Source organism: Streptomyces lavendofoliae, from assembly GCF_014649735.1.
GTDB lineage: Bacteria > Actinomycetota > Actinomycetes > Streptomycetales > Streptomycetaceae > Streptomyces > Streptomyces lavendofoliae.
Window position 1 is genome coordinate 1 of the sequence record NZ_BMTP01000008.1, and the last position, 12,173, is coordinate 12,173.

The following is a 12,173-nucleotide window of genomic DNA, read 5'->3' on the forward strand; positions in this document are numbered from 1 at the left end:
TGGTCATCGACTGCACCGACACGGGCGCGTCCCCGCCCACGGCCACCGAGCCGACCTGGATCTTGCGGCTGACACGGCGGTCGGCCAGCTTGGTCGGAACGGACGGGATACCGAGAGAAATCGCGGTCATCTGCTGTGCAACCCCAAGGTGTGGATCGAGGTCCCGAGATCGGCGGGCTCCGCCTTCGAGATTACAGCCCCCCGATGACACGGCCGGACACCGCGGGGAGTCCGGCCGTTGTCGTTCACGCGTACGTACGCCGCCTGACTATGAGATTTTCACCGGGTTGACGATGTCCGCCACCAGCACGAGCAGCGTGAAGCAGATGAAGATCCCCGCCACCACGTAGGCGACCGGCATCAGCTTGGCGACGTCGAACGGTCCCGGGTCGGGCCGCCGGAAGACCTTCGCCACGTTCCGGCGCAGGGACTCCCAGAGCGCGCCCGCGATGTGCCCGCCGTCCAGGGGCAGCAGGGGCAGCATGTTGAACAGGAAGAGGGAGAGGTTGAATCCGGCCAGCAGCGTGAGGAACGTCGCGATGATGTTCTGCGTGGGGATGTCCAGGTTCATCACCTCGCCGCTGATCCGGGCGGCACCGACGACGCCCACCGGGGAGTCCGCCTTGCGCTCGCCGTCGCTGAACGCCGCGTTCCACAGGTCCGGGACCTTGGAGGGCAGGGCGACGATGGACTCGGCACCGTTCTCGATCATGTCGCCCATGCGGTCCACGGACTGGCCGAAGCTGAGCGGCAGGATCTCCGTCTTGGCGGCGAAGCCGAGGTAGCCGGCCTGGATGTACGTGTCGGCGACGACCTCGCCGTCCTCGTCCTTCCGGGGGACCTCGTTCTCGATGAGCGTGGGGTGGAGCGTCAGCTCCTTGCCGTCGCGGACGACGGTGAGGTCGGCGGGGCCGATGGTGTCGCGGATGCGCTGGGAGAGGGTCGCCCAGTCGTCGACGGGCTTGCCGTCGAAGGCGACGATCCTGTCGCCCGGCTTGAGCCCGGCGGCGTGCGCCGGGGAGACCGGGTCGCTCTTGGCGCAGGTGTCGCGCTTCTCGCTCTGCTCGATGACGCATTTCTGTACGCCGGCGACCTCCGTCGTCTGGGTCGCGTACCCGAAGGTCATCGAGACGCCGAGGAAGATCGCGACGGCGAGGACCAGGTTCATGAAGGGTCCGGCGAACATCACGATGACGCGCTTCCAGGGCTTGCGCGTGTAGAACAGCCGCGTCTCGTCGCCCGGCTGGAGCTCCTCGTACGCCGCCGACCTGGCGTCCTCGATCATGCCGCGGAACGGGGAGGTGGAGCGCGCCTCTATGCGGCCGTCGTCGCCGGGCGGGAACATGCCGATCATGCGGATGTAGCCGCCCGCGGGGATGGCCTTGATGCCGTACTCCGTCTCGCCCTTCTTGCGCGACCAGACGGTGGGGCCGAAGCCCACCATGTACTGCGGCACCCGGATGCCGAAGAGCTTGGCCGTGGACAGGTGGCCGAGTTCGTGCCAGGCGATCGAGAACAGCAGCCCGACGCCGAAGAGCGCGATGCCGAGGATCGTCAGAAGAATCGTCATGCGCGAGCCTCCGCGGTCGCCTTCGCCGTCAGTTCACGGGCCCGGGCACGTGCCCAGGTCTCCGCCTCCAGGACGTCCTGCATGGTCAGGGAGGTTCCCCCGGCCGGGGTGCCGTGCTCGGTCACCACGGCGGTGACCGTGTCCATGATGCCGTTGAAGGGGAGCCGGCCGGCGAGGAACGCCTCGACGCACTCCTCGTTGGCGGCGTTGAAGACGGCCGGGGCCGTGCCGCCGAGCTGCCCGACGTGGCGGGCGAGGCCGACGGAGGGGAAGGCTTCGGTGTCGAGCGGGAAGAACTCCCAGGTGGACGCCTTGGACCAGTCGAAGGCGGGCGCGGCGTCGGGGACGCGGTCGGGCCAGCCGATGCCGATGGCGATCGGGCCGCGCATGTCGGGCGGGGTGGCCTGGGCGAGGGTGGACCCGTCGGTGAACTCGACCATGGAGTGGACGTACGACTGCGGGTGGACGACCACCTCGATGCGGTCGAAGGGGATGTCGTAGAGCAGGTGCGCCTCGATGACTTCCAGACCCTTGTTGACGAGCGTCGCGCTGTTCACCGTGATCACCGGGCCCATGGCCCAGGTGGGATGCGCGAGGGCGTCCTCGCGGGTGACGTGGGCCAGTTGCTCGCGGGTACGACCGCGGAAGGGGCCGCCGGACGCGGTGACGACCAGTTTCCGGACGTCGGTGCGGGTACCGGCGGCGAGCGCCTGGAAGAGCGCGGCGTGCTCGGAGTCGACCGGGATGATCTGGCCCGGCTTGGCGACGGCCTTCACCAGCGGACCGCCGACGATCAGCGACTCCTTGTTCGCGAGGGCCAGGGTCCGGCCCGCTTCGAGAGCGGCGAGGGTCGGCGCGAGGCCGATGGAGCCGGTGATGCCGTTGAGCACGGTGTGGCATTCGGAAGCGGCCACCTGGGTGGCGGCCTCCGGTCCGGCGAGGATCTCGGGCAGCGGCTCGGTGCCGTACTGCTCCCTCAGCGCCTCCCGCAGCGCGGGCACGGCCTCCTCGCGCGCCACGGCCACCGTACGCACCCGGAGCCGGCGCGCCTGCTCGGCCAGGAGCCCGGCCCGGCCGCCGGCGGCGGACAGGGCGGTGACGCGGAAGCGGTCGGGGTTGCGCAGCACCAGGTCGATGGCCTGGGTGCCGATGGACCCGGTGGAGCCGAGGACGACGACGTCCCGGCGGCCTTCGGCGGGATCGAAGGCGATGTGCGGGTCTGCGAGGGGGGCTGGGCTGTCGCTCATGCCCCCATTCTTGCCGCATCCGCGCCCCGCCCGGACGCGGCATCCCCTTTTCAGCGCCCGGTTAGCCCGCGGAGCGCCCCGGCCGGCCCCGGCGCTCCCCCGCCCGGTCGCCCGCCCCTCACGGCCGCAGCGCGTTCTCCCAGTGGGCGTGGAAGCCGGGGAAGGTCTTGCGTACGCAACCGGGGTCGTCGAAGGAGATTCCGGGGGTGCGCAGCCCGGTGACGGCGAACGACATCACGATGCGGTGGTCGCCGTGGGTGACGATCTCGGCCGGACGGGGTGTGCCCGGGTGGATCTCGATGTGGTCGGGGCCGGTGGTGACCGTGATGCCGAGGCGGCGCAGGTTGTCGGCGCAGACCTCCAGCCGGTCGCACTCCTTGACGCGGGTGTTGGCGACGTCCTCGATACGGACGGGGCCGTCGGCGTACGGGGCGAGGGCGGCGAGGGTGGGCATGGTGTCGGAGATGTCCCGCATGTTCACGGTGAGGCCGTGGAGGCGGCCGGTGCCGCGCACGGTGGTGCCGCCGGGGGTGACCGCGACGTCGGCGCCCATGCGGCGCAGGACGTCGACGAAGCCGAGGTCGCCCTGGAGGGCTCCGGTGCCGAGACCGGGGACGGTGACCTCGCGGCCGGTGAGGGCGGCGGCGGCGAAGAAGTAGCTCGCGGTGGAGGCGTCGGGCTCGACGGCGTAGGTGGTGGCGCGGTAGCCGGTGGGCGGGACGGTGAAGACGTCGCCCTCGCGGGTCGGCCGGGCGCCGAAGGAGCGCATCATCGCGAGGGTGATGTCGACGTACGGCTCCGAGACCAGGTCCGTGACGGTGACCGACAGGCCCTCGGCGGTGAGCGGGCCGAGCATCAGCAGGGCGGTGAGGTACTGCGACGACTGTCCCGCGTCCAGGGTGACCGCGCCGCCCTTGACGCCACGGGCGGCGATCCGCAGCGGGTGGTGGCCCTCGGCCTCCTCGTGGCGCAGGTCGACGCCCAGGGTGCGCAGGGCCTCGGTGAGCGGCGCGAGGGGGCGGCGGCGCATCTGCGCGGAGGCGTCGAAGCGGAAGTCGCCGTGCCCGGCGGCGGCGAGCGTGGGCAGGAAGCGGGCGGTGGTGGCGCCGTCGCGGCAGTACACGTCGGCGCTCGCCGCGGCGGGGCCGGCGGGGCGGCCCCGGACGCGCCACGCGCCGGGTGCGCGCTCGACCTCGTACCCGAGGACGGCGAGACCCTCGGCGAACCCCTCGGTGTCGTCGGAGGCGAGGGGGCCGACGAGCGTGGTGGTGCCCTCGGCCGCGGCGGCGAGGAACAGCGCGCGGGCGGTGACGGACTTGGAGCCGGGGATGTCGATGACGGTCACGGCGCCCATCCTGCCGTCCGGGCCGGGACGGCCGCCGGGCGTCTCATGTGCTGGGCGGCGCCGGTGGTGCCGGGGGAGGTGGTGGGAGTCCTGGGGTGCCGGGCGGGCGGCTGCGTTCGCGCGTGTGTGGGCGGGGCGACACGGCGGAACGGTTTCGCCCGGCGCGCCGGTCCGGGGAACATGGTCGCGGACACCATGTGCCGGGGCCGCGCGGTTGTTTCGGGGGACGCGGCCGGGCCACGTCATCCGGGGGGATGCCATGGAGACAGCCGTAGCCACGCGGACGGCCGGCAGGGGACGCGGGGTGCTGGAGGGGGCGTTCGCGCTGCTGGAGGCCCTGCGGCAGCACGGGCACGAGGCCGGGGTGACCGAACTGGCGGTGGCCTGCGGCGTACCCAAGAGCACCGCCCACCGGCTGCTGGAGCAGCTGGTGGCCCTGGAGGCCGTGGAGCGCCGCGGTCCGCGCTACCGGCTGGGCGCGCAGCTGTACCGGCTCGGCCAGGCGTGGCAGCCGCACCCGGGGCTGCGCGCGGCGGGGCGGCTGCCGTTGCACCGGTTGAGGGCGGCCACCGGAGGCAGTGCGGTGCTGGCGGTGCTGCGCGAGGAGCAGGCCCTGACCGTGTGTTCGGTGCCCGGCCGGGTGGAGCCGCTGGCGCCGGTCCGCGACGGCGAGGCGTTCTCGCTGGACACGGCGCTGGGCAGGGCGCTGCGGGGGCCGGTGCGCGGCGGGGCCGTGCTGGACCGGGAGGACGTGGTGGCCGGGGTGTGCTGTGCCGCGCTGCCGGTGCGGTCGCCGGCGGGCACCGTGGTGGGGGCGGTGGCCGCGATGGTCGAGGCCGGTCAGCGGCTGGAGGTGGTGACGGGCCGGGTGGCCGAAGCGGCCTCCGCCGTCTCCCGCGCGCTGGTCCGGTCGGGGGCGGACCCGGCGCCGTGAGGACGTCGCCCGGCGCGTCCCGCTCAGTGGAACGCGCGTAGATGCGGGGCGGCCGCAGCGGGCACGGTGGAGTCGTGCCGGGGGACGGCACGGGCCCCGCGGAACGACGCGGGACCACCACACCACCATGGGGGATGACGACAATGCGTGGAATCGCTCGAGTGGCCGCGGCCGCCTTCCTCTCGATCGCCGGGTTCGCCGGGACGGCCCAGGCCGAGCCGATCGACTACGTCCGGATCGAGCTGCTGGAGCTGACCTGCCACCAGCAGAGCGAGGGTGACCACGACGAGACGTACCTGAAGGTCACCGACGCCAACGGCAACGCCGTGAAGGTGTGGCCGGGCAGCGTCAAGTACCAGACGATGGGCCCGGGTTACGTGCGGTCGATGACCGACGGCAACGGCAACGCGGCCCTGGTCCTCGGCAAGCAGCAGGCGCGCACCATGACGCTGTGGGACTACGACACGACCAGCGGCGACGACAAGCTGGGCTCGACGCTCGCCACCGGCAGCGAGGCGGGGGCCGAGATCCAGTACCGCTCGCTCGAGGGGTCCGGCGGCGTCTACACCATCGCGTACCGGGTCATCGACATCTGACGGTCCCCGGCGGCGCCGCCGGGCGGGTGCGGTCCACCCGTCCGGCGGCGCTCCGTGCGCCGTACCGGCGCGGTCAGCGGATGGGGCGGTGCACGTTCTCCCTGTCCGACGGGCCGGGGGTGGCGTCGGCGATCCAGGCGCCGTCGCCGCTGGGGTCGAGGATGCCCTCCTCCAGCCAGGTGTACGTGCCGGACAGCACTCCCTTGACGACCGTGCGGTCGAGGTCGTCCGTGTTGGTCCACAGCCGGCCGAACAGCTCCTCCACGCGGATGCGGGACTGGCGGCAGAAGGCGTCCGCCAGCTGGTACGCCTCGCGCCCGTGGTCGCCGGTGGAGCGCAGGAGTTCCGCGCGCACGCAGGCGGCGCTCATCGCGAACAGCTCGGCGCCGATGTCGACGATCCGGCCGAGGAAGCCCTGCTTGGTCTCCATGCGGCCCTGCCAGCGGGACATGGCGTAGAAGGTCGAGCGGGCCAGCTTCCGGGAGGTGCGTTCGACGTAGCGGAGGTGGGTGGACAGGTCGGTGTGACCGGCGGGGTGGAAGTCGCCGTACGAGAGCGGCAGCCGGCCCGGCCCGGCCACGAGCTTCGGCAGCCAGCGGGCGTAGAAGACGCCGGCCCGGGCGCCGGCCTTCGCCTTGTCGCCGAGCGTCTTGTCGGGGTCGATGATGTCGCCGGCGACCGCGAGGTGGGCGTCGACGGCCTCGCGGGCGATCAGCAGGTGCATGATCTCGGTGGAGCCCTCGAAGATGCGGTTGATCCGCAGGTCGCGCAGGAGCTGTTCGGCGGGGACGGCGCGCTCGCCGCGGGCGGCGAGGGACTCGGCGGTCTCGTAGCCGCGGCCGCCGCGGATCTGGACGAGTTCGTCGGCGATGAGCCAGGCCATCTCGGAGCCGTAGAGCTTGGCCAGGGCGGCTTCGATGCGGATGTCGTTGCGGTCCTCGTCGGCCATCTGGCTGGAGAGGTCGACGACGGCTTCGAGGGCGAAGGTGGTGGCGGCGATGAAGGAGATCTTGGCGCCGACGGCCTCGTGGTGGGCGACGGGCTTGCCCCACTGTTCACGGACCGAGGTCCATTCGCGGGCGATCTTGAGGCACCACTTGCCGGCGCCGACGCACATGGCGGGCAGGGAGAGGCGCCCGGTGTTGAGGGTGGTGAGCGCGATCTTCAGGCCGGCGCCCTCGGGGCCGATGCGGTTGGCGGCGGGGACGCGGACCCGGTGGAAGCGGGTGACACCGTTCTCCAGGCCGCGCAGGCCCATGAAGGAGTTGCGGTTCTCGACGGTCACACCCTCCGAGCCGGCCTCGACGATGAACGCGGTGATGCCGCCCTTGTGGCCCTCGGACTTCGGTACGCGGGCCATGACGACCATCAGGTCGGCGACGACACCGTTGGTGGTCCACAGCTTGACGCCGTCGATGACGTACTCGTCGCCGTCCGGTACGGCGGTGGTGGCGAGGCGCGCGGGGTCGGACCCGACGTCGGGTTCGGTGAGGAGGAAGGCGGAGATGTCGGTGCGGGCCAGGCGCGGGAGGTAGGTCTCCTTCTGCTCGGGGGTGCCGAACTGCTTGAGCGGCTGCGGCAGCCCGATCGACTGGTGGGCGGAGAGCAGGGCGCCGACGGCCGGGCTGACCGAGCCGACGAGGGCGAGGGCCTTGTTGTAGTACACCTGGGTGAGGCCGAGACCGCCGTACTTGGTGTCGATCTTCATCCCGAGGGCGCCGATCTCCTTGAGGCCGTCGATGACGGCGTCGGGGATGCGGGCCTCCCGCTCGATCAGGGCGCCGTCGATCTTCGTCTCGCAGAAGTCGCGCAGTTTGGCCAGGAACTCCTCGCCCCGCTGGGCCTGTTCCGTGGCCGGCATGGGATGCGGGTGGATCAGGTCGAGCCGGAACCGGCCGAGGAACAGTTCCTTGGCGAAGCTGGGCTTGCGCCAGTCCTGTTCACGGGCGGCCTCGGCGACCTGCCGGGCTTCGCGCTCGGAGACCTTGGGCTGGTGGTGGGGGCCGGACATGGGGGCTCACCTCGCCGCGTTCGGGGGCGGCCGGCCGGTGGTCCCGCCGACCGGTGCTACTCGACCGTATTACCCGATAACAGCGCGTACGAAAAGGCGGCCGGAGCCCCCGCACAGTGGGCTCCGGCCGCCGGTCTGGGCCGTACGAGTGACGTGCTGTTACAGGGCCAGGCCCGTGAGGACCAGCACGCGCTCGTAGGTGTAGTCGTCCATCGCGTACCGCACGCCCTCGCGGCCGACGCCGGACTGCTTGGCGCCGCCGTACGGCATCTGGTCGGCGCGGTAGGACGGGACGTCGCCGATGATCACGCCGCCGACCTCGAGGGCGCGGTGGGCGCGGAAGGCGGTCTGGAGGTCGTGGGTGAACACGCCCGCCTGGAGGCCGAACTTGGAGTCGTTGACCTTGGCGAACGCCTCGGCCTCGCCGTCGACCTTGTGGAGGGTGAGCACCGGGCCGAAGACCTCCTCGCAGGCGAGGGTGGTGTCGGCGGGCAGGTTCTCCAGCACGGTCGGGGCGTAGGTGGCGCCGTCGCGCTTGCCGCCGGTGAGCAGCTTCGCGCCGGCCGCGACGGCCTCGTCGACCCAGGACTCGACGCGCTTGGCGGCGTCCTCGCTGACCAGCGGGCCGACGTCGGTGGTGTCGTCGGACGGGTCGCCGGTGCCCTGCGCCTCGACGGCGGCGGTCACCTTGGCGACCAGGCGGTCGTAGACGGAGGCGTCGGCGATGACCCGCTGCACCGAGATGCAGGACTGGCCGCCCTGGTAGTTGGAGAAGGTGGCGATCCGGGTGGCCGCCCAGTCGAGGTCCTCCTCGGAGGACCAGTCGCCGAGGACGACGGCGGCGGCGTTGCCGCCCAGCTCCAGGGTGCAGTGCTTGTGCGGCACGGACTCCTGGATGGCGTAGCCGACCTTGTCGGAGCCGGTGAAGGAGATGACCGGCAGGCGCTCGTCCTGGACCAGGGCCGGCATGCGGTCGTTGGTGACCGGCAGGATCGACCAGGAGCCGGCCGGCAGGTCGGTCTCGGCGAGCAGCTCGCCCAGGATCAGACCGGAGAGGGGGGTGGCCGGGGCCGGCTTGAGGATGATGGGGGCGCCGACGGCGATGGCCGGGGCGACCTTGTGGGCGCACAGGTTCAGGGGGAAGTTGAACGGCGCGATGCCGAGGACGACACCCTTGGGGAAACGGCGGGTCAGACCGAGGCGGCCGGTGCCGCCGGCGTCGGTGTCGAGGCGCTGGGCGTCGCCGCCGTTGAAGCGGCGGGCCTCCTCGGCGGCGAAGCGGAAGACGGAGACGGCGCGGCCGACCTCGCCGCGGGCCCACTTGATGGGCTTGCCGTTCTCGGCGGAGATCAGCTGGGCGATCTCCTCGGTGCGCTCGGCGAGCCGCTTCGACACGTGGTCGAGGGCGGCGGCGCGGACGTGGGCCGGGGTGGCGGCGAACTCGTCGACGACCGCGTGGGCGGCGGCCACGGCCTCTTCGACCTGGGCCTCGGTGGGCACGCTCACCTGGCCGACGGTGCGGCCGTCCCACGGGGAGGTGACGTCGAAGGTGGTCTCGCCGGTGGCCTGGCGGCCGGCGAGCCAGAAGGCGGTGGCAGTCATGAGTGGATCCGGCCCTTTCGAAGCTGTGCGGGGTGGGGGTTCCTCTGCTCACACGGTAGGGCCGGGGAAGCGCGTGGTCGCTTGTCCGCGATGGAGTGGTGCCGAGTGTCAGTTTCGCCGTTCCGTACTGACGATGAGGCTCACCCCGGCCACGACCACGGCACCGCCGAGGGCGATCGGCCAGGTCACGGCCTCGCCGAGGATCAGGGCGCCGAGGGCGACGGCGACGACGGGGTTGACGTAGGCGTACGTGGCGACGAGCGACAGCGGGGCGGTCTGCAGGAGCCAGGCGTAGGCGGTGAAGGCGAGCAGGGAGCCGAACAGGACGAGGTAGCCGAAGGCGGTCCAGGACCGGAGGGAGACGTCGGCGACGTCCAGGCCGTGGTGTTCGCCGCGGAGCAGTCCCAGGAGGAGGCAGCCGAGGCCGCCGGCGACCATCTCGTAGGCGCTGGCCGTGAAGGGGTTGGCGGGCATCGGGATGCGGGACGCGGAGAAGGAGCCCGCCGACCACAGGAGCGAGGCCGCGATGACGGTGACGACGCCGCCGATGCGCACCTCGCCGCTGAGGCCGGGGAGGGTGAGGACGGCGAGCCCCGCGAGGCCGAGGAGGACGCCGGTGTACGCGGCGGCACCGGGACGCTCGCCGGACGCCGTGCGCAGCAGGACGACCCAGGCGGGGACGACCGCGACGAGCAGAGCGGCGAGGCCGGAGGGGATGGAGGTCTCGGCGAGGACGACGAGCCCGTTCCCGCCGAGGAGCAGGAGCAGCCCGACGAGGGAGGCGGAGGCGAGTTCCCGGCGGCTGATCCTGAGTACGCCGATGCCCTTCCGCCAGACCAGCAGGGCGGCCAGGAGGACGCCGGCGAGCACGAACCTGCCGCCGGCGGAGAGGAAGGGCGGCATGGTCTCGACGACGACGCGGATGCCGAGGTAGGTGGACCCCCACACCACGTACACGATGGCCAGCGCGGCCCAGACCGGGCCGGGGATGCGGCGGGCGGGCTTTTCGGTGGGGCCGGTGGGGAGGGTGGTGGCGGGGGCCGGATCTGCGGCGCGGCTTGTCATGCACCGGAGACTATGGAGCCGTCGGACGGGACGGCAAGATTTCTGCCCGGGATCGGGCAGGACCGGGCCATGGTCGGCGGTTTCGCGACATGACGGGGCCGGGAGGGTGGGGTGTGGTGCCCCTTGGGGCCCGGTGCCTTTGGCCTCGGGGCGCACGGGTCCCGGACGTGGGGGGCCGGGGCCGGGTGTCAGGGGGTGGGGGCGCCGCCGGTGGCCTTGAGGGCGAGCCACAGCTCCATCCGGACGTCCGGGTCGTCCAGCGAGCGGCCCAGGATCTCCTCGACGCGGCGCATGCGGTAGCGCAGTGTGTGCCGGTGGACGCCCAGGTCGGCCGCCGCCGCGTCCCACTGGCCGTGCCGGGACAGCCAGGCGCGCAGGGAGGCGACCAGGTCGCCGCGGCCGGTCGCGTCGTGCTCGTACAGGGCCCGGAGCATGCCGTCGGCGAAGGCGCGCACCGCGTCGTCCGCGAGGAGCGGCAGGACCGAGCCGGCCGCCAGGTCCTCGTGCTCGACCAGGGCGCGGCCACGCCGGCGGGCCACCGACAGGGCCTGCTCGGCCTGCTTGTACGCGGCGGCCGCCGCTATCGGGCCGGTCGGGGCCGAGAGCCCTATCACGACCCCGGCCTCCTCCGCCTCCTTCCCGGCGTACGCCTCGCAGGCACCGGCCACCGCGCCGCCGTCGCCGGCCAGCACCACCAGCCGCTCGTCCCCCTCCGGCACCGCGAGCACCGCCTCCGCGGTGCGCGCGGCCGCCGCTTCCAGCGATTCGGCGAACGCGGACAGCGGCGCCTCGGCGGCCGGGTCGCGCTCCGCCGTGGCCGGCTCGGCGATGAGCAGCCGGAACGGGGCGTCGAGCAGCCCCCCGTACAGGTCGCCCGCCACCGTCCGGGCGTGGTCCGGCTGCCCGGCCAGCATCATGCGCAGCACCGCCACGCCGAGCCGTTGTTCGGCCGCCTGGAGGGAGCGGGACCGCTCGGTGGTGAGCGTCAGCAGGGCGATGGCCGAGTGGACGGCGTAACGTTCCGCCGTCCCGAGGGGCGCGCCCGTGCCGACCGCCAGGGCCCCGCGCACCCGCCGCCCGCTGCCCAGCGACTGGAGCTCGACCCGGTCGTCGGTGCCGCCGACCACCGCGCTGGCGGGCGCCGACCGCTCCCGCAGCCGCTGGACCTCGGGGGTGAGCCGCGCCGCGCGGCGGGCCGCCCACTCGGGCGCCGCGGCCAGGACGGCGCCGGACGCGTCGTACAGCGCCGCCCAGCCGTCGACGTGGCCGGCCAGCTTGGCGACCACCGCGGCGGGGCCTTCGGCGAGGGCGGCCCGCGTCATCTCCCGCTGGGCCTCGAACCCGGCCGTCACGGCCCGGTACTGGTCCGCCGCCAGGGCGGCCGACACCGCCTTGGAGATGGCGAGGAACGGGGTGCGGCGCGGGACCTCCAGCAGCGGCAGGCCCTCGTCCCGGGCGGCGTCCACGAGGGCCTGCGGAATCTCGTCGTAGTTGACGCCGACGGCGAAGCCGAGCCCGACGACGCCGGCGCCGGACAGCCGCTTGACGTAGCGGCGCATGGCTTCGGGGTTCTCGGCGTCGAGCTTCATGGCGGTGACCATGAGCAGCTCGCCGCCCTCCATATAGGGGACAGGGTCGGCGAGCTCGCTGACGTGCGCCCAGCGGACGGGCGTGTCGAGTCGGTCCTCCCCGGCGCGGACGGTGAGCTTCAGCGCCGAGTGCTGGACGAGCGAGGCGAGCGTGAGCGGCATGGCGAGGACCGTCGGACTTTCGGGAGGTGAGGCACGGAGGGATTTTCGCCGT

At 73.1% G+C, this 12,173-nt stretch carries 9 protein-coding genes and 1 pseudogene; 2 read left to right on the forward strand and 8 right to left on the reverse strand.

The features are described from left to right. The 4 genes and pseudogenes from IE109_RS16405 to aroA form a co-directional block, all read right to left on the reverse strand. Positions 1-130: pseudogene (locus tag IE109_RS16405) on the reverse strand (flavodoxin-dependent (E)-4-hydroxy-3-methylbut-2-enyl-diphosphate synthase); the annotation flags it as partial. A 138-nt stretch (positions 131-268) separates the two neighbouring features. After that, entirely contained in the window at positions 269-1,570 is a 1,302-nt protein-coding gene (locus IE109_RS16410) for a M50 family metallopeptidase (RefSeq protein ID WP_189551639.1), read from the reverse strand. After that, positions 1,567-2,817: a 1-deoxy-D-xylulose-5-phosphate reductoisomerase gene (gene dxr, locus IE109_RS16415; RefSeq protein ID WP_189551640.1), complete on the reverse strand. Its 1,251-nt coding sequence runs from the start codon at positions 2,815-2,817 to the stop codon at positions 1,567-1,569. The genes IE109_RS16410 and dxr overlap by 4 nt, the downstream gene beginning before the upstream one ends. 118 nt (positions 2,818-2,935) lie before the next feature. Further along, complete coding sequence (gene aroA / locus IE109_RS16420) at positions 2,936-4,162, reverse strand: 3-phosphoshikimate 1-carboxyvinyltransferase (protein ID WP_189551641.1); 1,227 nt, start codon at positions 4,160-4,162, stop codon at positions 2,936-2,938. A gap of 259 nt (positions 4,163-4,421) precedes the next feature. On the opposite strand from aroA, the gene IE109_RS16425 reads away from it, so the two are divergent. Both IE109_RS16425 and IE109_RS16430 read left to right on the forward strand, forming a co-directional pair. Then, entirely contained in the window at positions 4,422-5,096 is a 675-nt protein-coding gene (locus IE109_RS16425; RefSeq protein WP_189551642.1) for an IclR family transcriptional regulator, read from the forward strand. A 143-nt stretch (positions 5,097-5,239) separates the two neighbouring features. Further along, positions 5,240-5,692 carry a hypothetical protein gene (locus IE109_RS16430; RefSeq protein ID WP_229891134.1) on the forward strand — a complete coding sequence of 151 codons (453 nt, stop codon included), beginning with the start codon at positions 5,240-5,242 and terminating at the stop codon, positions 5,690-5,692. A 73-nt stretch (positions 5,693-5,765) separates the two neighbouring features. On the opposite strand, the gene IE109_RS16435 is transcribed toward IE109_RS16430, so the two are convergent. The 4 genes from IE109_RS16435 to IE109_RS16450 form a co-directional block, all read right to left on the reverse strand. Continuing rightward, on the reverse strand, positions 5,766-7,703 hold the full coding sequence (locus IE109_RS16435; protein ID WP_189551644.1) for an acyl-CoA dehydrogenase family protein: 1,938 nt from the start codon (positions 7,701-7,703) through the stop codon (positions 5,766-5,768). Positions 7,704-7,862: 159 nt separating this feature from the next. Next, positions 7,863-9,305 (reverse strand): aldehyde dehydrogenase family protein, encoded by a 1,443-nt coding sequence (locus IE109_RS16440; RefSeq protein ID WP_189551645.1) that lies wholly within the window; start codon positions 9,303-9,305, stop codon positions 7,863-7,865. A gap of 108 nt (positions 9,306-9,413) precedes the next feature. Next, a complete protein-coding gene (locus IE109_RS16445) occupies positions 9,414-10,370 on the reverse strand; it encodes an EamA family transporter (RefSeq protein WP_189551646.1) in 957 nt (318 codons plus the stop codon). Positions 10,371-10,558: 188 nt separating this feature from the next. After that, a complete protein-coding gene (locus IE109_RS16450) occupies positions 10,559-12,121 on the reverse strand; it encodes a PucR family transcriptional regulator (protein WP_189551647.1) in 1,563 nt (520 codons plus the stop codon). Positions 12,122-12,173 lie beyond the last annotated feature (52 nt).